The following is a 22459-nucleotide window of genomic DNA, read 5'->3' on the forward strand; positions in this document are numbered from 1 at the left end:
GGTGACCGTGAAGTCACAGGTACGCGCCCGTAGTGCAGCGGAAGACTAGGCGCTGCCGTTGAACAGCGAAGTCACAGAACCGTTCTCGAAAACTTCCTTGATGGTGCGAGCCAGCAGCGGTGCGATGGACAGCACCGTCAGCGTCGGAAACTTCTTCGACTCGTCGATCGGAAGTGTATTTGTGACAACAACTTCCTTCGCGCCACACGTCGACAAACGCTCGGCCGCAGGGTCGGAGAGGACGCCGTGGGTTGCAGCGATGACGACGTCACCCGCACCGGCCTCCTTGAGCACCTTGACCGCGCCGGCGATGGTTCCGCCGGTGTCGATCATGTCGTCGATCAGGATGCAGGTGCGACCTTCGACCTCACCGACGACGCGGTTGGACTTGACCTGGTTGGGCACCAACGGATCGCGCGTCTTGTGAATGAACGCCAGCGGTGCTCCGCCGAGCGAGTCGGCCCACTTCTCGGCGACACGAACGCGGCCCGAGTCGGGGGAGACCACCGTGATGTTCTCGAGGTTGTATCCCGCGCGAATGTGGTTGGCCAACTGGCTGTGTGCGTGCATGTGATCGACGGGACCGTCGAAAAAGCCCTGGATCTGGTCGGTATGCAGGTCGACCGTGATGATGCGATCGGCGCCGGCGGTCTTGAGCAGGTCCGCGATCAGGCGAGCGGAGATCGGCTCGCGTCCGCGGTGCTTCTTGTCCTGGCGGGCGTACGGGTAGAACGGAAGAACGGCAGTGATGCGCTTCGCCGATCCACGCTTGAGCGCGTCGATCATGATGAGCTGCTCCATCACCCACGTGTTCAGCGGTGCCGGATGACTCTGCAGGACAAACGCGTCGGAGCCGCGAACCGACTCTTCGAATCGAACGAAGATCTCACCGTTCGCGAAGTCGCGCGCGGTCTGCGGGGTGACGCGGATGTCGAGTTCCTTCGCCACCTGCTCCGCCAACTCGGGATGTGCGCGACCCGAGAACAACATCAGGTTCTTCTGGTTGTCGATCCAATTCGCAGTCACTGGTTCATGCCATCCTTTTGTACTTGCCGGTCGATCTGGTGGTGATCTGTGCTGTCAGGTTGTGCAGCCGCTGCAGCGGCGTCGGCTGCAGGAGTTCCGGGTCGATTTTTCTGGACCCAACCCTCGATGTTGCGCTGCGCTCCACCCGAGACGGCAAGCGCCCCAGGCGGTACGTCGTTCTTCAAGACCGTGCCCGCACCCGTGTAAGCGCCGTCTCCCACGACGAGAGGGGCGACGAACATGGTGTCGGAGCCTGTTCGGACGTGCGACCCCACCACAGTACGGCTCTTGTTCACCCCGTCGTAATTGACGAAGACGCTCGAAGCTCCGATATTGCTGTGATGGCCGATGGTGGCGTCGCCGACGTAGGTAAGATGCGGAATCTTCGAATGTTCGCCGATGTCGGCGTTCTTGGTTTCCACGTAGGCGCCGATCTTGCCGTGGTCGCCGAGGCGAGTATTCGGCCGGAGGTAGGCGAACGGGCCGACGGTTGCGTCCGCGCCGATCACGGAGTCGGTCCCGTGCGAGCGGACGACAGCCGCACGCTCCCCGACGCTGACGTTGTCCAAGGTGGTGTCCGGGCCGATCACGGCGTCTTCGCCCACCGACGTCGTGCCGGTCAACTGAACTCCGGGCAGTAGCGTCACGTCCTGTGCGATTCGCACGCCGCAATCGATCCACGTGCTCGCGGGATCGACGACGGTGACGCCGGCACGCATCCACGTCTCGAGGATCCGACGGTTCATCTCGCGGGCAAGTGTCGAGAGCTGCACGCGGTCGTTGGCGCCCGCGACGAGAACCGAATCCGCGATGTGCTGCGCACGAACACGCTTGCCTGCGCGGCGGGCGATCATGATCACATCGGTGAGATAGAACTCGTGCTGTGCGTTGTTGGAGTCGAGAGACGCCAGCGCGTCGCGCAGAGTCTCGAAGTCGAAGGCATAGACACCTGAATTGACCTCGGTGATCGAGCGCTGCGAATCGGTGGCTTCCTTCTCCTCGACGATGGCGTTGACTTCGCCGTCCGTCGTACGAAGGATCCGTCCGTAGCCGGTGGGGTCGAGCGCCGTCGACGTCAGCACCGTGACTGCAGCCGCGGGGGCGGCAGTGTGCTGAGCGAGGAGGTCTGCGATTGTCTTGCCGTCGAGCAGCGGTACGTCGGCGGCTGTGACGAGTACGGTTCCGGCGAAGTCGGCAGGCAGTCCCTCGAGTCCGCAACTGACGGCGTGCCCGGTGCCCTTCTGCTCGTCCTGAACGGCGACGGTGACGGGGCGGCCCAGTTCACCCGCGACTGCGCTGACCGCTTCGGTGACACGCTCACGATCGTGACCGACGACGGTCACCAGGTGCGTGGGGTTCAGTGAGGTTGCCGCGTGAAGCGAATGTGCCAGCATGCTGCGTCCGGCGAGAGTGTGGAGGACCTTGGGAGTCTTCGACTTCATTCGTGTACCGGCACCCGCTGCGAGAACGATCACGGCGGTCTGCACTGGTTTGAGCTCCCTCTGTCGATCAAGCTGTCGATCAAGCTGTCGATCACGACATGCATTTCCGCTCGGAAAACGCATGTTGTTCACCAGCTCCGCCGCCAGGACTCGAACCTGAACTATCTGAACCAAAATCAGAGGTGCTGCCATTACACCACGGCGGATTGCCACGCATTGCCGAGCCTTGCGGCCGAACGCGCGAAAGAATAATCGCATGCCGACCCGCCGTAGGTCGAACCGCTCCTCCGATTTGGCCCCCGAAGTCCCGATAGGCTGAGCGTCCACAGCAGTAATTTGTGTGTCGGCGAGAGGAAGACAATGGCGACGGTGTCCGGTTCGGGTGGCGGGGATCCAGTTCCCGAACGAGCGACACGGATCCGGATGACCGGTACCCAACGTCGGCAACAACTGATCGAGATCGGGCGGGCACTGTTCGCCGAACGGGGATACGAGGCGACCTCGATCGAGGAGATCGCCCAGCGAGCGAACGTGTCCAAGCCGGTCGTGTACGAGCACTTCGGCGGCAAGGAGGGGTTGTACGCCGTCGTAGTTGACCGGGAGATGTCGCGGCTCCTCGAAATGATCACGTCTTCGCTCTCACAGAATCGCTCGAGAGTTCGAGTCGAGCGGGTTGCGTTGGCTTTGCTCACCTATGTGGAAGAGCACACTGACGGATTTCGAATACTCGTGCGCGATTCGTCCGTTGTCGCTCCGAGTGGGACGTATTCGAGCTTGCTCAACGACGCGATCAGTCAGGTGGGTTACCTGCTGGCGGGGGACTTCTCCAGACGCGGTTTCGACCCCGGACTAGCAACGATGTACGCCCAGGCGCTCGTCGGCATGGTGTCCACGACGGCTACGTGGTGGCTCGACGAACGGACTCCGTCGAAGGAAGTTGTCGCGGCTCACCTCGTAAATTTGTGCTGGAATGGCCTGACGAATCTGGAAGCCGACCCACAATTGGAGGGTTAACCAGGCGCGCCTGCCACGCAGAGATGGATCGCGGTCTAAGCTGTGTTCGCTGTATCACGATCGTTTGATGGGCAAATGTCTCATTTGTTTGCAGGGTGGGTTGAATGCCGAACCGTGCCTTCCATTTTGACGCTGTGAACGGGTAAGACCAAGGATTCGTTCGATGTGTGGTGATTGGAGGCCGGATCGATGGTGAGGCAAGAGCGGGCAGAAGCCACCCGTGATTCGGTGCTGCGCGGAGCCGCGGCGGTGTTCTTGCGCCTGGGCTATGCCAATGCCAGCTTGAGCGAGATCATCGCCGAATCACAGGTGACCAAAGGTGCCCTGTACTTCCATTTCGGGTCCAAGGAAGAACTCGCGCGGGCGGTGATCGACGAGGGTTCGGCACGTTTCGACGCGAAATGTGAACTCTGGTTGGACCGTCGCACTCCCGCACTCGAGTCGTTGATCGGTATTTCGTCCGTCATCGTCGACATCGGTGCGCACGACGCAATGGTTCGTGCGACCTTCCGCTTGCTGGTCGAGATCGGGGACTATCGGGGATCCGGGCCGGCAACGCTGGACGTCTGGCTCGACATTTACCGCGAACTTGCCAGCCGCGCGGCCGACGAAGGTGATCTGCGTTCGGACGCGGATTCTGCCGATATCGCTCGTTTCCTGTTGGAAGTGGCGTCCGGAGTTCGGCTGATGGCAGCGGCGACCGGGACTGTTCGTGAGCTTTCGGACTCCATGAAGGCATCGTGGAACCTGATACTTCCGATCGTGGTCCCGGAATCCAAAGTGGAGTATTTCAGACAATTCGCAGCTAGGCGTCTCGCCAGCGATCACTGAAAGCACTGGATCTCCGCGCAGTTCATTGGTGAATTTGTTGCAAATGTCCTGGTAGGGAGATTGTTCTCTTTGTTCTGCATTCGAAACAAACTGAGAGTATGTTTATAGTGTTGATGGGAATCTGTAGGTCCGATCTTGCCGACAATCTTCGGATTGCGGTATGTTCTACCGGTAGCTGAAGAATTGCTGAGTTTGCAGGTTTGTCAGGGCAGGGTGACGGCGTCGACGCACCGGGCAGCATAGGGGGCTGCCCGGCGTGTACGACCCCAAAAGGGGGAGTCAGAAGATGGGTGACACTGCACCGACGCCGATGCTCGACATCGGTCCGCGGATCGGCTGTGACGTCGTGAACGTCGTGGATGTCACTCGAAGTATCGACCTCTTCGGGCGAAGGTATCTCGATCGGACCTTCACTCCTCATGAATTGCAGACGTGCGCCGGGCCGGCCCGGGATCAACGACTGGCTGCGCGTTTTGCTGCCAAAGAGGCCGTTGTGAAGGTGCTCAGGCCGGGTGACGTTCCCGTTCCGTGGAACTCCATAGAAATCACTCGGGCCGAGTGGGGTGGTTGTGGGGTGACTCTGTCCGGCAATGCCGCGGAACTCGCGTGGGCTCAGGATCTGAACGACTTTCAAGTATCTATCTCGCACGAAGCAGACGTGGCCATCGCAATGGTGATCGCAACACGCTCGGGCGCTCGCATCGAAAAGAAGGACGACATCGCTGATGATTGATCAGGCAATTCGGAAAGTGCTCGTCGAGCACGGTCGGCTAGCAGTCGACGTGAGCACGATCGACGGCGAGGCCGATCTTTACGAGTTGGGTTTGACATCGCACGCGAGCGTGAATGTCATGTTGGCGCTGGAGGACTCGTTCGACATCGAGTTTCCGGACGAGTTGTTGCGGAAGAGCACCTTCGCGAGTGTCAAGGCGATAGAGGGCGCGTTGGCAGAGTTGGGTGCTGCATGAACGCTCCGCAAGCGCAGTGCTCCACCGGGACGGCTCTCGAGCGGGCCGTACGGTTAGCCGACGAAGTTGCAGCGGTGTGGGCCGACGAAGTTGATACAGAGGCGAGGTTTCCGCGTGAAGCCGTCGACGCCATGCGAAGCGAAAGGCTGCTGTCCGTCGCGGTACCGAGGGAACTCGGCGGCGAAGGTCTCTCGCTGCAGGAGGTGTCGCAGATCGCCCGCGTGATCGGAACACGCTGTGCTGCAAGCGGAATGATTTTTGCGATGCATCAGACGCAGATCTACTCGCTGGTCAAGCATGGCAATACCGAAGCGCTCCGCGAGTTCGTCGAAGAAACTGTCGACAAGCAATTGCTGTTGGCATCGGCGACTACCGAGCTGGGAATCGGTGGCGATGTCAGCCGGAGTTACTGCGCTGTAGAAGATTTGGGTGGCCATCTACTACTGATCAAGAATGCGCCCGTCATTTCGTACGGTGAGCATTCCGACGCGATAGTCGTGACGGCTCGGCGAACACCCGAGAGTCAGCCCAACGATCAGGTTCTCGTGGTGTGCCGTACCCCAGACCTGACGCTCGAACGCACCACCGAGTGGAACACGCTGGGGCTGAGGGGAACTTGCAGTCTCGGTTACATCCTTCGGGCCACCTCGACGCCTGAGATGGTCGCCGACGTACCGTATTCCGATATCTCCACCCACACGATGCTCCCGGTCTCGCACGTCGTCTGGAGTTCGGTGTGGTTGGGAATCGCCGACGCGGCAGTCGAGAAGGCGCGCAAGTACGTGCGTGCCGCCGCCCGCAAGCAGCCCGGAGTCACGTCCCCCGGAGCGCTGCGTCTCGCCGAAGTTGCTGCTTCGGCACAACAATTCGCCGATCTCGTCGACGCTTCTGCGCGTAGGTACGACCGCGCAGTCCACGCTGAGGAAGGCGCTGCCGATTTCGAGGCGACGGGCGCGGTGGGCTTTTCGCTCGCGATGAACAACCTGAAAGTCACAGCCTCCACTGCGGTGGTGGAAATCGTGGGGCAGACAATGTTGATCTGCGGAATCTCCGGATATCGCGAGGACACCGAATTCTCGCTCGGCCGCCACCTTCGTGATGCGCACGGCGCAGCGGTGATGGTGAACAACGATCGAATCATGGCAGGTTCAGCTCACATGGCTATCGGATACCGGGGAACGCTATGACAACCGAGACTGTGACAACCGAAACAGCGACAGCCGAAACCGATCTGGATCGGGCCCGAGCTGCGTTCCAGCGCGAATTGCTTGTCGAAGGACTTCTCGTAGAGACGGAAGTACCGGGACTATACGGGCGCTCCGGTGTGTTCGAGGACATCGTCGACGGCATCGATCGAGTGGTGGTTGCAGCGGGGCCAGGCGCAGCTGCGACCCGTCTGCGGTTCCCGCCGGTGTTCCCGCGGAGCAGTTTCGAGCGCACCGACTACATCGCTTCGTTTCCCAACCTCACCGGCGCCATCACCACCTTCGCCGGTTCCAATCGCGATCACGCGCGATTGCTGGCCGATCGCGCCGATGGGCAATCGTGGGATCGCCATCTCGAACCGACCGAGACCATGCTCGTGTCCGCAGCGTGCCATCCCGCCTATGCGCGGTACACCGGAGTTCTCCCCGAAGGTGGGGTATTGCTGGACATCTACGGTTTTTGCTTCCGGCACGAACCGGCGATCGATCCGGCTCGTATGCAAGCGTTTCGGATGCACGAGTTCGTGACGATCGGTGACGCCGCAGCAGCGCGAGCGCATCGAGCGCACTGGATCGAGCGGGGACTCGAGGTGCTCGGCCTACTCGAGCTGGACGCCGCCCCGGTGATCGCCAATGATCCTTTCTTCGGGCGCGCCGGAAAGATGCTTGCAGCCAACCAGCGTGAAGAGAATCTCAAGACAGAACTGACAGTTCGGCTCTACGGAGATCTCGACGAGGGCACGGCCATCGTGTCCTCGAACAACCATCTCGACCATTTCGGGGTCAACTTCGACATCCGAACAGCCGAGGGGGAGGCGGCGCACAGCTCGTGCGTCGGGTTCGGGATGGAGCGAATCGCGTTGTCACTGTTGCGGACTCATGGTCTTGATGTGGCTGCGTGGCCAACTTCCGTTCGTGAACGAATGGGCATCTGATGTCACGTCTCGTCGATATTTCACCTGATCGCTACCGGCCACACGCGTTGCATCAGGACGACCGGGTGTGGGCACAGACCAACTGCTACACGGATCTGTGGATCGAAGTGTTGCATTCGCTGGGATTGGACCCCGTCCCGGCATTGGCATGTGCCTTCTCGTCGCGGTTCGACGGGACTCAGTGGACGTTCCTCAAGCTCAAGGCGGAGGACATCTACGCGTTGTACGGAATCGAAGTCGCCGAGATGAACGTTTGGCGGGCACCGCTGATCCATGTCGAGGACAACCTCGCGGTCGGGATGCTGTCGACGGTCGAGGTGGACGGATACTGGCTTCCCGACACTCTCGGAACGAGCTATCACGAGGGGCACACCAAGACCACGATCGTGCCCAATCGGATCGATCGCGTTGCCGGCGAACTCGAGTACTTCCACAACAGCGGGTACTACATGTTGCGAGGTGAAGACTTTTCCGGCGTCTTCGATCTCGATCGTTCCTCACTTCCTTCGTTCGTACCGTACGTCGAGCAGATCCGGCTCAATCCGGTTCACGCGACCAATGCCGGAAACATCGCCGAAGTGGCTCGACGGAACGTGGCGGTTCGAGCGGCGGGTAATCCCGTGCGAGAGCTGGGCCGCAGGGTGATCGACGACCTCGAATGGGTGCAGGGGGCTGGTATGGATGCCTTTCACCTCTGGTCCTTCGGGCTTCTTCGTCAATGCGGTGCCAGCGCGGAGCTGGCGGCGGACGCCAGCGAGTTCCTGGACACTGCAGGTTTCTCCGGGATGGTCGAAGCTGCGCCGGATTTCCGCAAAGTGGCGTCCGGGGCCAAGAGCGTGCAGTTTCAGATGGCGCGCGCCGCGAGGGGCCGCGCGGTGGACCCACGTGAGCAACTCGACGAGATGGCCGTGTCGTGGAAGAGGGCGATGGAAATCGTTGCCGACACAGTCGGCGTCGACTCGCATCGACACCTGAGGTTGGTTTAGCAGTGCCTCGCTCGTCAGCAGACCTGCTGGCCGGCGCGATATGGCGATGCGCTGCAACCGAACCCGGATCCGTGACCGATCCGGATGCCCTCGGAACCGTGACCGAGTGGGTCGCAGCGCCCGTGCCGGGAACGGTCGCCGGCGCGTTGCGTGAGGCGCAATCCGACGCCGGACGCGCAAAGCCTGTTGCATCGTCGTCTGTTGCAACCTCGTCTGCTGCATCGTCGGACTGGTGGTTTGTGACTACCGTGGTTACGACCGGTGAGGGGCCGTGGTTGCTCCAGTTCGACGGTGTGACGGCGTTTGCCGACGTCTGGATCGACGGTGTCCTCGTCGCGTCCACCGAATCCATGTTCACGCCTGGGGAAGTGAGCATTCCGGGCGGAGACGGTGTAGGCAAACGTGTCCAGGTGGCTGTTCATTTTCATTCTCTCTCCGCGACTTTGAGATCGAGGCGCCCACGAGGTCGTTGGCGCTCGTCGATGGTCCGCGAACAGGGTCTTCGGTGGATTCGAACCACGATGCTCGGTATGGCTTCCGTATTCAGTGGTGTGCCGGTGCCAGTGGGTCCGTGGCGAGGTATCCGGTTGTTGGACAGGGGAGTTGCGGCCGTCGTCTCTGCTGTCAAGCAGGCGAGTGTCCACGGCACAACCGGTCGCGTTGCCGTCAGTGCTCGGCTCACCGGATTGCCGGTCGCGCTGGAGTACGTCACCGTGCGCGTCGGCGAACACTCGGAACAATTCGCTACGGCTACCGGGCCGGACGGATTCCTCGAGGTGTCCGGCATCGTCGAAGTGCCGGACGCGCAGTTGTGGTGGCCGCACACTCATGGCGCCCCGCGCACTTATCCGGTGACGATAGAAACGGACGGAGTCGCCGAGCACCTCGGTTCGGTTGGCTTCCGGACGGTGGAAGTCGACAGATCCGATGGTGGATTTCGGTTGAGTGTTAACGGTATCGGGGTGTACTGCCGTGGTTCGGTGTGGGCGCCGACCGACCCGATCTCGCTTCAAGGCGACACCGACACCACACTTGTGTTGGAACGGCTGGCCGAGGCCGGTCTGAACATGATTCGAATCCCGGGAACGATGGTCTACGAGAGCGACCACTTCTGGGACGAATGCGCGCGTCTGGGCATTCTGGTGTGGCAGGACATGATGTTGGCGACGCTTGATCCGCCTGATACCGACGAATTCTTCGAACTTGTTGCCGCCGAGGTCACCGCGTTCCTGCGCAGGGTGCGTGGAAATCCAGCATTGGCAGTCTTCTGCGGGGGCAGCGAGACCGAACAACAGCCCACCATGTTGGGCTTGGTCGATCAACACATTCCGCTCATTCATTCGAGACTGCCGGAGCTGATCTCGACGCTGGCACCTGAACTCGAGTACGTGACGTCGTCGCCCTCGGCGCCTCCCGGGGTGGAGCAATTGGCTACGCACGTCGGAAGCGGGGTCGCTCACTACTTCGGGGTGGGTGCCTATCGTCGTCCTCTGGCCGACGTGCTCAGCGCGCGAGTTCGTTTTGCGACCGAATCACTGGCATTTTCGATTCCACCGTCGAATGCGGTGATCGAGAACGAATTCGGTTCGATCGCCGTCGCAGGGCACCACCCGGCATGGAAAGCCGCGGTGCCGCGGGACAACGGATCGTCGTGGGATTTCGAGGATGTTCGGGACCACTACGTCCACACCCTTTTCGGCGAAGGCCCTCGTGAACTCAGGTGGTCAGACCCGGAACGCTATCTCGACCTGGGACGCGCAGCTGTATGTGAGGCGTTCGCATCGACGCTCGGCTACTGGCGTCGCCCGGACTCTCGGTGCGACGGCGCCTTGACACTCGCACTGCGAGACCTGGAGCCCGGACCGGGATGGGGGGTCCTCGATTGGAGCGGCAGTCCCAAGGCTCCGTGGTTCGTGCTCCGTCGGAGCGCCAAACCGATTGCGCTTCTTGTCACGGACGACGGTATGGATGGATTGAGGCTCGACTCGATCAACGAGACCGCGAATCCTGTCGTCGGCGAGATCAGGTTTCGAGCACACAGTCGGTCAGGTGTCGTCCCGGTCGACGTCGCGATACCGGTCAAGGTGGAAGCGCATTCAAGTCTGACCTGGTCCGTGGACAGTCTTGTCGGCCGTTTCACCGACCTCACCCACGTCTTTCGGTTCGGGGCGCGGACGTACGACGCCGTCACCGTCACACTCGAAGACGAGGACGGCGGTTTGGTGGACGAAGTGGTGCATCTCCTGGGGGGTCCGGCGCGGCCCCTCGAGCGGTCGGTCGGGCTTTTCGCTACTGCTCGTAGCGTCGGCCGGCCTCGAGGCCTCGGGGACGAAGAGTGGGTCGTCGACGTCACGACGGATGCTGCCGCCCAATACGTAGCCCTCGAACTGCAGGGCTTCGAGCCCGAAGACTCCTGGTTTCACCTCGCGCCGAACGGTCGCAGAACCGTACGTCTACGGAGAACCGGCAAGGCAACGAAGGTGATCGGCCGGGTTCGGGCGCTGAACTCTCACACCAGCGTGGCCGTGACGCCGCCGAGTGCACCGGCCACGCAATCCTCTCCGGCCAAGCGGACGTCGAAGAAGACGAGTGCTAGGGGAAACTGAACGGATCGGACTGCGCTTCGAGATCGCGCACCGATAGAATCGAACCGGCGCACAACTCTGCCTCGGTGGGGATCTTGCGCTCGGGCTGTGCGTCCGCAACCCGTCATCACTGTTCAGGAGCGCGTTCGTTGACTTCCTTGTCCTCTGCCCAGACTGCGCTCGCTGGACTCGCCGAGGTCGCCCTCGCAGACGCCGCATTCACTTCGGTGATCGACGCCATCGGCGCGGCGGCCTTGGACATCGTGGCCCCGAAGGCGGCTCGGCCATTCATCGCCGCTGCACTTGCCGCTCGCACGCCAGTGCTGCTGGTGACGGCCACCGGTCGCGAAGCCGACGATCTGACGTCAGAACTCACCGAGATGCTCGGCGGAGGTGTCGCACAGTTCCCGTCGTGGGAAACATTGCCGCACGAGCGACTGTCGCCGAGCGCGGATACCGTCGGGCGACGGGTGGAGGTACTGCGCAGACTCGCCAGACCAGACGACGCCTCGTACGGTTCGCCTCTTCGGGTGATCGTCACCACGGTGCGCTCTCTCGTTCAGCCGATGGCACCAGGTCTGGGCGAGATCGAGCCGATAACGTTGCGCGTCGGCACCGAGATCGATTTCGATTCCGTTCTCGTACGTCTGGTGGAGATGGCGTACAGCCGTGTCGACATGGTGGGAAAGCGTGGTGAGTTCGCGGTCCGCGGCGGCATTCTCGACCTGTTCTCGCCGACGGCGGATCATCCGGTACGCATCGAATTCTGGGGTGACGAGGTATCGGAGCTGCGGTACTTCTCGGTTGCCGATCAGCGTTCGCTACCGGACGTCGACGTCGATTCCGTGATCGCGCCGCCGTGTCGTGAGCTGATTCTGACAGCTGATGTTCGCGATCGAGCTGCGGCACTCGCTGCTGAGAACCAGGCTGACGCGTCGTTGGTCGAGATGCTGGACAAGATCTCGGCAGGCATCCCCGTCGAAGGCATGGAAGCTCTGCTCCCGGTTCTCAAACCCGGTGAACTGCAACTACTTTCCGATGTACTTCCCGAAGGGGCGCACATCCTTCTGTGCGATCCGGAGAAGGTGCGCACCCGCGCCACCGACCTGGTGCGCACCGGCCAGGAGTTCTTGGAAGCGTCGTGGACGGCGGCGTCGATCGGCGGCGCCGCACCGCTCGACACGTCGATCCTCAACGGCGGCGGAGTCGATCTCGGCGCCTCCGCGTACCGGTCGCTTCGCCATGTTCGCGAATCTGCCGAAGCTGCCGGCCGACCCTGGTGGACGGTCAGCCCGCTGGCGTCGGGAAACGGTGAAGAACTCGAACTTCCGGTTCAGGCGGCACCGCAGGTGCGTGGTTCCGACGACCTGTTGGCCGAACTGTTCGTCAGCCTCCGGGCGCATGTGAGCACGGGCGGACGCGCGGCGATCGTGGTGGCAGGTGCCGGAACGGCAAGCCGCGTCGTGGAGCGACTCGGTGAAGCCGAAGTGCCCGCCAAGATGCTCGACGCAGGCGCTACCCCCGCGCGTGGACAGGTCGCGGTGCTACGCGGATCACTGCATGACGGCTTGGTACTCGCCGGCGACGACTCGACGCCCGGGATGGTGATCGTCACCGAGTCGGATCTGACGGGCAACCGTGTTGCCGCGGTCGGCGACGGTAAGCGTTTGCCGGCCAAGCGCCGCAATCAGGTCGACCCCCTCGCGCTGTCGGCAGGGGACATGGTCGTGCACGATCAGCACGGTATCGGCCGGTTCGTCGAGATGGTCGAACGCACCATCGGCGGGGCGCGTCGTGAATACCTGGTCATCGAGTACGCGCCGAGCAAGCGTGGTCACCCGGGTGATCGTCTGTTCGTCCCGATGGAATCGCTCGATCAACTCTCCCGGTACGTCGGTGGAGAGTTGCCGGCGCTGAGCAAGCTCGGTGGATCCGACTGGGCAAACACCAAGCGCAAGGCCCGCAAGGCGGTTCGTGAGATCGCGGGTGAGTTGGTTCAGCTCTACGCGGCGCGTCAGGCGGCCCCCGGGCATGCGTTCGGCCCGGACACACCGTGGCAGAAGGAACTCGAAGACGCATTCGCGTTCACCGAGACCATCGACCAGTTGACCGTTATCAGTGAGGTCAAGGCCGACATGGAGAAGCCGGTTCCGATGGACCGGGTGGTGATCGGCGACGTCGGTTACGGCAAGACGGAGATCGCCGTTCGCGCCGCGTTCAAGGCAGTACAGGACGGTAAGCAGGTAGCGGTGCTGGTGCCCACGACTCTGCTTGCACAGCAACATCTTCAGACGTTCACCGAACGAATGGCGTCGTTCCCGGTGAAGGTGCGAGGGCTGTCGCGTTTCACCGATGCCAAGGACTCGAAGGAAATCATCGCAGGCATGGCCGAAGGTGAGATCGACATCGTCGTCGGCACTCACCGGCTGCTGCAGACCGGTATCCGCTGGAAGGACCTCGGGCTTGTGATCGTCGACGAGGAACAGCGATTCGGAGTCGAGCACAAGGAACACATCAAGGCACTTCGCACCCACGTCGACGTCCTGACGATGTCGGCTACCCCGATTCCTCGTACTCTCGAGATGAGCATGGCCGGGATCCGCGAGATGTCCACGATCCTCACGCCGCCGGAAGAACGTCACCCGATCCTCACCTACGTCGGTGCGTATGCGGACAAGCAGGTAGCCGCGGCCATTCGGCGTGAACTTCTGCGCGACGGCCAAGTCTTCTACGTGCACAACCGCGTCAGCTCGATCGACAAGGCAGCCAAGAAGATCCGCGAACTCGTTCCGGAGGCTCGCGTCGTCGTCGCACACGGTCAGATGAACGAGGACACTCTCGAAAAGACCGTGCAGGGCTTCTGGGAGCGCGACTTCGACGTGTTGGTCTGTACCACGATCATCGAAACCGGCCTCGACATATCGAACGCGAACACGCTGATCGTCGAACGTGCGGATTCACTGGGGCTTTCGCAGTTGCATCAGCTGCGCGGCCGAGTCGGGCGTAGTCGCGAACGTGGATATGCCTATTTCCTGTACCCGGCCGAAAAGCCTTTGACGGAAACGGCGTACGACCGACTGGCAACGATCTCGCAGAACTCCGACCTCGGCGCAGGTATGGCAGTCGCGATGAAGGACCTCGAAATTCGTGGAGCCGGAAATGTCCTCGGCGCCGAGCAGTCCGGCCACGTGGCGGGCGTCGGGTTCGATCTGTACGTCAGGCTCGTGGGAGAGGCAGTCGAGGCCTTCCGGGCGGCAGCTGACGGCAAACCGATCACGATGGACGAGGGCACGAAGGAGGTCCGGATCGACCTGCCTGTGGACGCACACATCCCGCCCGATTACGTCACCAGCGACAGACTCAGGTTGGAGGGGTACCGCAAGCTCGCGGCCGCGACGGATTCCGACGGTATCGCTGCCGTCGTCGAAGAACTGGTCGATCGTTACGGTCCACTGCCGGAAGAGGTTCGACGGCTGATCTCGGTGGCCAAACTTCGACTGCTCTGTCGCGAGTACCAGCTGGAGGAAGTCGCCGTCACCGGAACTCAGCTCAAGATCTCGCCCATGGCACTGCCTGATTCCAAACAGATCAGGCTCAAGCGGATCTATCCGAGCGCGCAGTACCGGGCAACGACCGGGCTCGTGCAACTCCCGCTGCCACGTACCGGCGGAGTCGGCTCTGATCGCCTCCGCGACGTCGAACTGCTGCAGTACATCGCGGACTTCATCCTTGCGATAGACGGCCGAGCCGCGGGTGCAGTCCTTGTCGAGGCGTGAGGGCATGATGAAGGCAACATCAGATGACGACGAACGTGCGATCGTGGTCGTGCTCGATCCGTTCCGTCCTATGTCCGTTCCAATCGAGGCTTTGACTGCTCTCAGCGGTCCGGTCGAGATTGCCGAAGATGTGCCGGCGCACATTCGGATCCGATTTACCGACTCGTTCTCGGGTGCGCGGGTGTTGGTGACGACCGACCTCGAATGTGAGGCGGCGCGCACCAGGCTCCAACTTGGTGCCCGTTTGATTACCAGCGAACCAGTCAAGGGCGACGCACTTGTCGCAGCGACTGCGTTGATGGATCGGATGTGGAGCTTTGGAGGCTGGGAGGTTGCTCAGACTCATGAGAGCTTGTCCAGATATCTTCTGGAAGAGACGTACGAGGTGCTCGATGCGATTCTGGCCGGCGACAGTGAGGCATTGAACGAAGAGCTTGGGGATCTCCTGCTGCAGGTGTTGTTCCATGCTCGGATAGCGGAGTGCGGGCCAACTGCAGGGACAGTTGACATTGACACAATTGCCAGAGCACTGGTGGCCAAACTTTGCCACCGGAGTCCACACCTGTCCGGCGAACCTTCGGAGTCGGTCGACATTGCAGCGCAGGAGCGCGCCTGGGATCAGCGAAAGGCAGAGGAAAAGTTGCGTGCCTCCGAACTCGACGGCATCGCGCAGAGTCAGCCCGCAGTGATGTTGGCTGAACAGTATGTGAAGAGGGCTGTTCGTGGCGGGTTTCCTGAGGACTTGGTTCCAGTTGAGTTGTCGGAAGCGGTTGCTCGGTCACTCGAGGCTGACGAGGCTCTTCGCCGCGAGGCTCAGCGCTTCGCTGAACACTTCCGCGCTGCTGAGTCGATGTTGCGGGCGGCGGCGAGTGAACCGGTGAAAGTGCGGGGCGAGGAGTCTTCGGCTCGCTCGACTGCAGGGTGGGCTGACGCATGGCGATCTCGACGATTCAATTGAGCCGATTGCCATTTTGTAGCTGAGGGGAACATCACCTGCTCTTGAGGCTGCGAAATAAACAAACTCAAGGTATGTTTATCTCCAGACAAGCGAACCGTACTGCTCTGAGGGTGCGGTTAGGAGTACCAACCGTTGGTTCGGTACAAGTCGAGCGAGTGGCGAGCCAGTCACTGTCGGACGACGGGGCGTTCGGCGATTCGCCAACTATTTGCTTGAAGCTATCGTTCGCCGTTGTTGAGATCTGGCGGGGGACGCAACCGGGGAGACAGAGGACCAATGAGCGTGGACACAACTGACCGCATCCAGATATCCGAGCAGGAGCACGCACCGGCTTCAGAGCGACCCTCTGTGACGGTTGTCGTGCCAGCGATGAATGAGGCGAAAAACCTGCCATACGTCGCAGAACGGATGCCTGACGGAATCGATGAGATCGTTTTCGTCGACGGTCATTCGGTCGACGATTCGGTAGATGTTGCCAGGCGATTGTGGCCGCAGGCGACGATCGTAACCCAGACGAGACGAGGCAAGGGAAACGCACTTGCATGCGGATTTCGGGCGGCAACGAGTGACATTGTCGTCATGATCGATGCCGACGGTTCGACGGATCCTGCGGAAATTCCATTGTTCGTCGAGGCGCTGGTGCGGGGAGCCGACTTCGCCAAGGGGACACGGTTTGCGCAAGGAGGGGGAAGCGATGACATCACTTTCTCTCGCAAACTCGGAAACAAAGCGTTGAATGGAATCGTAAACATCAAGTTCCGTGCGTCATTCAGCGACCTTTGCTACGGCTACAACGCATTCTGGCGCCGCCACATCCCCGTAATGAACCTGCCAGAGACGGGTACTGCCGAGGCGCAGTGGGGAGACGGGTTCGAGATCGAAACTCTGATCAATGTTCGGGTAGCCAACGCGGGATTGAAAATATCCGAAGTACCGAGCTACGAGCGTGACCGCATCTTTGGCGAGAGCAATCTCAATGCAGTACGTGACGGATTTCGAGTACTGAGGACCATCCGGAGCGAGCGTCGGGTCCCGCTGAGAGAGACAGCTCGCGCAAAGTAGTCGGCACCTACGAAGGCCCTTCCGTCTGCGAGGCGGGAGGGCCTTCACACGTCCAATCGTCCTACGAGACGATCCGGATGTGTCAACATTGTTGAATGTCTACATCTCGTCCCACCGGTTCCGATCTGCAGTGTCGCTGCGGACACGCAAATGACGCCCACCATCACCTGCGTCCGGGGAGCGATTGCGGGTTGTGCGAATGCAGGCGATATCGGCGCAGCAGTAGTCTCCTGAGTCGAGTCACTCACCGCTTGCTGCGGCGTTGAGGTAGTCGTAAGCTCGCGAATGAGGTATTCCAAATGTGGACAAAATCGAATGCGTCATTTCCTCGCGTACAGAGGCGCGAATCCTCGGACCGATAAGAGCGTGATCGCCCTGCGCGAGCTGTCCAATCTCAATACTGCCGGACGCATTCCGTAGGCGTTGGACCCCGCTGGGACCGCGATTCTCGTTAAACCATTCTTCGTCGGTCGGTGACACAAGCACTGTAGTTGCGACGCCTGCTTCAGCCAACGGCGCGAGGAGCACCTCTGGTACTTGCACGAGACCGATTTGTCCCAAGGCGAGCCAGACCCGATATGGCAATCGGTCACGAATCTTGTCCTTGGACTTGACAGCCCAGTTGTGTACTCGGAGCGCGACGTTTGCCTTTGCGCTTTCTGCATGCTCGAGGGACTGGCTTCGCGTGAACTCGAGTTGTCGGGTAGTCCACCGAAGCGGATTGATGAGTATTGCTCGATTTGCTCCGAGATCTGCGGCAGCGATCGCAGCGCTCCATGATCCGGAGCACAGACCCGCAACAACCAGATTTTCTGGGCGTACGCAGACGTTTCTGGCTACGTCTACTGCATCGGCGCGCTGCTCGGGTGTGTAGATGGTGCTTATTTCCTGATCCTGCGCCACGGTCGTCTCACCAGTTGAAGTTCGGTCGAAGCGGATGGTCGTGATCCCGTAGACAGCCAACTCCCGTGCCAACTCGACCCATAGGCGACTGGGACCGATCCGGTGCTCGGATGCGGTGCCGTACAGAACCAATGTCGGGCCGCCTGGGGCACCTGTGATGGGTGCTGTGTGGACAGTCAGCATATTGTTCGAGCCGACATGGGAGATGTATTCGGTGATCGGGATCTTGAACCGGCTGTCCAACATCGTCGCGGAATGACGGAAATTTGCAGTGACACTTGTCCTTCGCGAGTGTGTCGAATTGTCAACCCATTTCGCCAGGGAAGACACTGTACGCCATGGTATTTGGATTGCGAAGTCGACTGGCTCGATGAAGGGGATTTGGCCGTCGACGACCACGTGTTCGGCTGACAGCGATTCCACGAGTTCTACTACTTGCGCGGTTTCGGCGTGCTCTGGCCGGGAAGCAACCAGGACCCTTATTGAAGGGTCGATTGGTAGCCCAGCGAGATTCATGCCTGAAAGACGTTGTGCAGCCGATGGGTGAATCGACATGCCGACGAGCGGGACGAGTGGATCGTCTGGATCAGCGATGGCCGTGAGCCGATTCAAAGCCTTCTGCTGCTGTACGAAAGCGCGCCCACGGATGACCGGGTCCCAAAGAACCAGCGTGGTTACCGCTTGTATCCGCGACGCCGCGGAAGTTGCGACCAATGCGCCCACCCGGAGACCGATCAAAATGATCTCGTTGACTCCGCAAGAGCGGAGAAACTCAGCAGCTTCCGAGACCGACGACTCCCACATTTCTACAGCGTCTTCTCGGGTCTGTTCTCCCGACGAGTCGCCTGTGCCTCGGTAGTCGAACCGAAGGACCAACATGCCCTCTGAGCAAAGCTTTTGGGCCAGGAGCATGAGGCCGCGATAGGAGTCGACGTGTTCCTTTCCGATCGGCGGGCACAGCACGACCCCTCCGCGTGCTGTGCCCCCGGACGGTACGTGCAGTGTGCCGAACAATGGCGACGACTCTTTACCGAACCAAGTTGTGAACTTTCCACCATCGCTGACAGCATGTGAAGTGAGTGCGCTGATGTCGGTGTTGGTCATGTTTCCAGCAGCGTTCGGTGACGACCCGATATGGCATGTCGAACTCGCCAGCTCGGTGTGGCCGCGTGCTAACTGCATCTGAATCCTTATGCATCCGAGTGGACTGAAGGGATGCTCTCAAACGAGAACATACCTCGGGACACTTAATCTGCCCAAAAACAAGATACAGGTCTGTTTTGAGAATTGCCACATAGTTGCGAGAAGTCGAATCCTGTCAGCGCTCTACTAGTGTGCTCACGATAGCGAGGTGGTCGGAGTGAGTGATTTCGACGGTTTCGAACGCCGTTGTCGTCAGTTCAGGCGGGACGAGGATATGGTCGAGAGCGGCGAATGGCGGCCATGACCAGTTCGCGGGGAATGTGCCTTTGTAGGACCGGCCAGCCTGCCTCGCGGCGTCCTGTGTTCCATCGTGTAGCAAATCTCGAAATTGTCTGTGATCGATGGTTGCATTGAAGTCGCCGGCGACAATGACTGGGTTGGGATTCGTATCGAGAAGTGCACGTACCCGTGCGAGGTCGGTGATCCAGCTTGTAGAGTCGTGGTCTTGGATCGGAGCAGTGATATGTGTCGCAACCACGTCGTATTTGGCATTTTTGAATTCGATGGTGCCGGCGACACAGGCGAACCCGAACCCGTTCAATTGTCGGGGTTCGCTGATCGGGAGCCGGCTCCATAGTCCGGTTCCTCGTGCGTCGTGGTCCGGCCGGATGACGTTGAACGGGAAAATATCGGGCATCCCCGCGGCTTCCAGTGCGGCGGCGAATGCGGGGGTCAATTCCTGCACTGCGACAGCGTCGACTTTGTGTAGTCTCGCTGCTTCGACGACCGCATCTACGTCGGCCGCCCCCTTTGCGACGTTGATCGACATAATTCGCATGGCCTCGCCCGTTCGAGACGGTGTGGCAGGGAGCGCAATCTGTGTGCTGATCGCCAGCATGATCATCGCCAGTCCGGTGGTCGACCCAACCCACTCGCGAGTGGCGAGCAATGTCACTGTTGCAGGCACCATTACGAGCGGTAGGTATGGCACCGCGATCACCAGTGAGAGCAACGCAGGACTGCGTAGCGGCAAGTATCGAAGGATGAGAAGCCCTGCGCTCACGACGAGCGTGGCCCAACATGCCCATTTCAGAAACGTCACAACCTCGGTTGTACCGTATCGGCGAAATGATCGCTGAGACGTTACTGGGGTACATTGGCTCACGACAGTTGGCGGGTGAACCGTCAGTTAACTGGCCGATAAACAGACTGAAAGTCTGTCGATCTGGGCTTTTATGGCGACCAAGTAGCTTGGGTGCCGTGTGTCTAGGGGGTGGTCTGGAGGCGGGCGGGACAGGAATCCGGCCAGCGCAATGATTGGAGACGTGATCATGCTCACACGACATGGCCTCAATTCGAAGAGCGATGCGGTAAGCGTCGTGATGGCTTGCTATTCGATGGAGAGGCTGCAGGGGATCGTTGCTGCTGTTGATTCGATTGCCGCGCAAACCTTGCAGCCTGCGGAGATCATCGTTGCGGTCGACCACAATCGTGCGCTCGCGAACACCTTGCGCCGCGAAATGCCGGGCATCTGTGTGATCTCCTACGAGGACGGGCCACGGGGCGCGTCCGGCGCTCGCAACGCCGGAGTTGCGGTCGTCTCGACGCCCTACACTGCCTTCATCGATGACGACGAGATTGCGGACAGTTATTGGTTGTCCGAGCTCATCCATCCTTTCGCGGACGATCGGGTCGTCGGAACTGGCGGACGGTACAGGGCAGTATGGCGATCGCCAAAGCCCAGTTGGTTTCCAGAAGAATTCGGTTGGGTTGTCGGAGAATCGTTTCAAGGCATGCCGATCGAGACCTCCCGTGTTCGCAACGTCTGGAGCGGCAACATGGCCGTTCGAACGGCGGCGTTCCGCGCAGTCGGAGGATTTCGAGTCGGGTTCGGCAAGAGCGGGGAGAGGTCGCAACCCGAGGACACTGACCTGTGTATTCGAATGGCGGAACTCGGTGACGACTTTCATTGGGTGTATGTGCCGGCCTCGGTGATCGATCACGATATTCCATTCGAACGCAGCACATTTCAATTCTTTCTAGCGCGCTGCTATTCCGAAGGAAAAGGAAAGATCGAACTACGGAACGACCGGAACGGCTCCGAGGAACTCGACGACGAGCGCGAGTACGTGCGTAGTGTTCTCACCAGTGGGCTTCGGAGATATGTGTTCGGTGACAGCGTCTCCCTGTCCAAGGCCGCGACTGTAGTGGCCGGCATCGTCTCGGCAGGTATGGGCGCCCTGTCCGCCATTGTGTGCAAGCGTGGGCAATTTGTAGGGTCGCGATGACGAACAAAGGGGCGCGGATCTACGCAGATGCAGCATCAATGGCTTCGTCTCAGGTCATCAATGCCGCACTCGGCATGGGTTTTTGGGCAGTTGCGGCTGTAGTTCTGCCGCCGGCCGAGCTAGGCGTCATGACGGCGCTGCTTGCGCTCGTCACTGCGCCGGCGATGGTAATCGGTACGGGTGTCGGTGATGTTTTCAATTCGATGATGCCCGCAGCAGGTGCAAGCCTCGGCGCCGTATACCGGCGAGGTCTTCGTGTGTTCTACATATTGTCAATTCCTGTGGGCGTCATTGCAGCAGTCTCTGCGGTTTCATTCATTCCGGGAGTACGAGGCTCGACTCCGGTTGCCTGCCTGGTGTTTGCGGGCGTTGTCGTCTGGGGCATGTTCATCCTGCAGAACAGCACCTTGACCAGCCTGGACGAGTCGCGGAAACTGCCTTTGATCAACGGGCTCGTCAGTGCTGGCCGTATTGGAGTTCTTCTCGCGTTGGTGTGGTTGGCAAATTGGCAACCGGTGGTCATGTCGACGGTCGTAGTAGGCGGAGTTTCGGTTGTGTTCATGCGGTTGATGATCAGCCGCATCGTCGAACGGCGTTCGTCCACGTCTCCGCGTGGCCTGTGGACTGAAGACAGTGCGTCGGCAGAGGTCGTGAGAATGTGCAGGCAGGCTGTCCCGACTCAAGCCATGGGCGTCGGAGTGATCCTTCTGATGCCTTTTCTCGTTACCGCCTATTCCGGTCCAGTTCAGGGCGCGGTTTTCTCGCTTTCGATGAGCATCGCACAAACTCTCGAATTCGTCGGCTCCGCCATGGGGACTTCCCTTGTGGTTCACGCGTCGAAGAACCCCAGGGAGGGTTCGAAGATGGCATTGGTGCTGTTTGTGCGCGTTTCTCTTCTGGTCGCTGTGGGCGGTGTGCTGATCTCGTTGGGCGCACCGATTGTTTTCGGAATACTCGATCCGGAGTACCTGGATTTGAATGCTGAGCTTGTCGTGATCATCCTCGCGATCGGGTCTTTGATGAGAACGATGTTCGTGGTTTGGTCTGCGTTGCAGCGAGCGAGGCGCGAAATCGGACCGTTGGTGGTCATCAACGGTCTGTTCGCTGGACTTCTCATGGTGGTCTTGCCCTTCGCATGCTCTCTCTGGGGAGCAGTGGGTGCGGCGATTGCTGTCGGTGTGGCGCAGACGGCGGCAAGCATCGCCGCAGTCTTCGGGATAGCTCGGCGTCGAGATGCAATAAGAAGGCGGGTGTTTCAGTATGAGGTTTGAAGAACATGATGAGAATCAAGGCTCCGATCGGCCGGCCACACAGAATATCCGGCGCGATGGACTTCC

The 22459-nt window shown here is 60.6% G+C and carries 17 protein-coding genes, 1 tRNA gene and 1 pseudogene; 13 read left to right on the forward strand and 6 right to left on the reverse strand.

Annotation, left to right across the window (positions count from 1 at the left end; genetic code table 11):
- Positions 1–45: 45 nt before the first annotated feature.
- From ACFQ6Y_RS11745 to ACFQ6Y_RS11755, 3 genes are all read right to left on the reverse strand, one after another.
- Positions 46–1026, reverse strand: a complete 981-nt coding sequence (locus tag ACFQ6Y_RS11745) for a ribose-phosphate diphosphokinase (protein ID WP_003946284.1) — start codon at positions 1024–1026, stop codon at positions 46–48.
- Complete coding sequence (gene glmU, locus ACFQ6Y_RS11750) at positions 1023–2513, reverse strand: bifunctional UDP-N-acetylglucosamine diphosphorylase/glucosamine-1-phosphate N-acetyltransferase GlmU (protein WP_378539487.1); 1491 nt, start codon at positions 2511–2513, stop codon at positions 1023–1025. The genes ACFQ6Y_RS11745 and glmU overlap by 4 nt, the downstream gene beginning before the upstream one ends.
- A gap of 90 nt (positions 2514–2603) precedes the next feature.
- Positions 2604–2674 (reverse strand) — tRNA-Gln (locus tag ACFQ6Y_RS11755).
- Between the two features lie 154 nt (positions 2675–2828).
- On the opposite strand from ACFQ6Y_RS11755, the gene ACFQ6Y_RS11760 reads away from it, so the two are divergent.
- The 11 genes from ACFQ6Y_RS11760 to ACFQ6Y_RS11810 all read left to right on the forward strand — a co-directional run bounded on the left by ACFQ6Y_RS11760 (position 2829) and on the right by ACFQ6Y_RS11810 (position 16788).
- Complete coding sequence (locus tag ACFQ6Y_RS11760) at positions 2829–3482, forward strand: TetR/AcrR family transcriptional regulator (protein ID WP_095972137.1); 654 nt, start codon at positions 2829–2831, stop codon at positions 3480–3482.
- 189 nt (positions 3483–3671) lie between these two features.
- The gene (locus tag ACFQ6Y_RS11765; RefSeq protein WP_378632302.1) at positions 3672–4313 is read left to right on the forward strand and encodes a ScbR family autoregulator-binding transcription factor; all 642 of its coding nucleotides are present in this window, start codon (positions 3672–3674) and stop codon (positions 4311–4313) included.
- A 286-nt stretch (positions 4314–4599) separates the two neighbouring features.
- Entirely contained in the window at positions 4600–5046 is a 447-nt protein-coding gene (locus ACFQ6Y_RS11770; protein WP_378539488.1) for a holo-ACP synthase, read from the forward strand.
- Positions 5039–5281, forward strand: coding sequence for an acyl carrier protein (locus tag ACFQ6Y_RS11775; protein ID WP_283301892.1), 243 nt, complete (start codon positions 5039–5041; stop codon positions 5279–5281). Before ACFQ6Y_RS11770 ends, ACFQ6Y_RS11775 begins: the two co-directional genes overlap by 8 nt.
- Positions 5278–6468 (forward strand): acyl-CoA dehydrogenase family protein, encoded by a 1191-nt coding sequence (locus ACFQ6Y_RS11780; protein ID WP_378632307.1) that lies wholly within the window; start codon positions 5278–5280, stop codon positions 6466–6468. Before ACFQ6Y_RS11775 ends, ACFQ6Y_RS11780 begins: the two co-directional genes overlap by 4 nt.
- Positions 6465–7421 (forward strand): amino acid--[acyl-carrier-protein] ligase, encoded by a 957-nt coding sequence (locus tag ACFQ6Y_RS11785; protein WP_378632310.1) that lies wholly within the window; start codon positions 6465–6467, stop codon positions 7419–7421. The genes ACFQ6Y_RS11780 and ACFQ6Y_RS11785 overlap by 4 nt, the downstream gene beginning before the upstream one ends.
- On the forward strand, positions 7421–8407 hold the full coding sequence (locus tag ACFQ6Y_RS11790; RefSeq protein ID WP_378632315.1) for a DUF1839 family protein: 987 nt from the start codon (positions 7421–7423) through the stop codon (positions 8405–8407). Before ACFQ6Y_RS11785 ends, ACFQ6Y_RS11790 begins: the two co-directional genes overlap by 1 nt.
- Positions 8408–8409: 2 nt before the next feature.
- On the forward strand, positions 8410–11013 hold the full coding sequence (locus tag ACFQ6Y_RS11795; protein ID WP_378632318.1) for a glycosyl hydrolase: 2604 nt from the start codon (positions 8410–8412) through the stop codon (positions 11011–11013).
- Between the two features lie 128 nt (positions 11014–11141).
- Entirely contained in the window at positions 11142–14768 is a 3627-nt protein-coding gene (gene mfd, locus ACFQ6Y_RS11800) for a transcription-repair coupling factor (protein WP_378632323.1), read from the forward strand.
- Between the two features lie 4 nt (positions 14769–14772).
- Positions 14773–15726: a MazG family protein gene (locus ACFQ6Y_RS11805; RefSeq protein WP_378632327.1), complete on the forward strand. Its 954-nt coding sequence runs from the start codon at positions 14773–14775 to the stop codon at positions 15724–15726.
- Between the two features lie 276 nt (positions 15727–16002).
- Positions 16003–16788 carry a glycosyltransferase family 2 protein gene (locus ACFQ6Y_RS11810; RefSeq protein WP_378539495.1) on the forward strand — a complete coding sequence of 262 codons (786 nt, stop codon included), beginning with the start codon at positions 16003–16005 and terminating at the stop codon, positions 16786–16788.
- A 240-nt stretch (positions 16789–17028) separates the two neighbouring features.
- Here the strand turns inward: ACFQ6Y_RS11810 and ACFQ6Y_RS11815 are convergent, their stop codons facing one another.
- From ACFQ6Y_RS11815 to ACFQ6Y_RS11825, 3 genes and pseudogenes are all read right to left on the reverse strand, one after another.
- Positions 17029–17937, reverse strand: coding sequence for a hypothetical protein (locus ACFQ6Y_RS11815; RefSeq protein ID WP_378632893.1), 909 nt, complete (start codon positions 17935–17937; stop codon positions 17029–17031).
- Between the two features lie 375 nt (positions 17938–18312).
- Positions 18313–18873 (reverse strand): annotated as a pseudogene (locus ACFQ6Y_RS11820) (serine aminopeptidase domain-containing protein); the annotation flags it as partial.
- Between the two features lie 136 nt (positions 18874–19009).
- A complete protein-coding gene (locus ACFQ6Y_RS11825; RefSeq protein ID WP_378632330.1) occupies positions 19010–19738 on the reverse strand; it encodes an endonuclease/exonuclease/phosphatase family protein in 729 nt (242 codons plus the stop codon).
- Positions 19739–20165: 427 nt separating this feature from the next.
- Between ACFQ6Y_RS11825 and ACFQ6Y_RS11830 the strand changes: the two genes are divergently transcribed.
- Positions 20166–21122, forward strand: coding sequence for a glycosyltransferase (locus ACFQ6Y_RS11830; protein WP_378632333.1), 957 nt, complete (start codon positions 20166–20168; stop codon positions 21120–21122).
- Positions 21119–22393, forward strand: a complete 1275-nt coding sequence (locus ACFQ6Y_RS11835; RefSeq protein WP_378539498.1) for a lipopolysaccharide biosynthesis protein — start codon at positions 21119–21121, stop codon at positions 22391–22393. The genes ACFQ6Y_RS11830 and ACFQ6Y_RS11835 overlap by 4 nt, the downstream gene beginning before the upstream one ends.
- Positions 22394–22459 lie beyond the last annotated feature (66 nt).

The organism is Rhodococcus sp. NPDC056516 (assembly GCF_042794655.1).
Classification (GTDB): Bacteria; Actinomycetota; Actinomycetes; order Mycobacteriales; family Mycobacteriaceae; genus Rhodococcus_F.

Bases quoted from the DNA above. Each gene is read 5' to 3' on its own strand.
- ACFQ6Y_RS11760 (WP_095972137.1), top strand. From the start codon at position 2,829: ATGGCGACGGTGTCCGGTTCGGGTGGCGGGGATCCAGTTCCCGAACGA.
- ACFQ6Y_RS11815 (WP_378632893.1), bottom strand. From the start codon at position 17,937: ATGTTGGACAGCCGGTTCAAGATCCCGATCACCGAATACATCTCCCAT.
- ACFQ6Y_RS11830 (WP_378632333.1), top strand. From the start codon at position 20,166: ATGCTCACACGACATGGCCTCAATTCGAAGAGCGATGCGGTAAGCGTC.
- ACFQ6Y_RS11825 (WP_378632330.1), bottom strand. From the start codon at position 19,738: ATGATCATGCTGGCGATCAGCACACAGATTGCGCTCCCTGCCACACCG.
- ACFQ6Y_RS11785 (WP_378632310.1), top strand. From the start codon at position 6,465: ATGACAACCGAGACTGTGACAACCGAAACAGCGACAGCCGAAACCGAT.
- ACFQ6Y_RS11775 (WP_283301892.1), top strand. From the start codon at position 5,039: ATGATTGATCAGGCAATTCGGAAAGTGCTCGTCGAGCACGGTCGGCTA.
- ACFQ6Y_RS11770 (WP_378539488.1), top strand. From the start codon at position 4,600: ATGGGTGACACTGCACCGACGCCGATGCTCGACATCGGTCCGCGGATC.
- ACFQ6Y_RS11790 (WP_378632315.1), top strand. From the start codon at position 7,421: ATGTCACGTCTCGTCGATATTTCACCTGATCGCTACCGGCCACACGCG.
- ACFQ6Y_RS11835 (WP_378539498.1), top strand. From the start codon at position 21,119: ATGACGAACAAAGGGGCGCGGATCTACGCAGATGCAGCATCAATGGCT.
- ACFQ6Y_RS11780 (WP_378632307.1), top strand. From the start codon at position 5,278: ATGAACGCTCCGCAAGCGCAGTGCTCCACCGGGACGGCTCTCGAGCGG.
- ACFQ6Y_RS11765 (WP_378632302.1), top strand. From the start codon at position 3,672: ATGGTGAGGCAAGAGCGGGCAGAAGCCACCCGTGATTCGGTGCTGCGC.
- ACFQ6Y_RS11805 (WP_378632327.1), top strand. From the start codon at position 14,773: ATGATGAAGGCAACATCAGATGACGACGAACGTGCGATCGTGGTCGTG.
- ACFQ6Y_RS11810 (WP_378539495.1), top strand. From the start codon at position 16,003: ATGAGCGTGGACACAACTGACCGCATCCAGATATCCGAGCAGGAGCAC.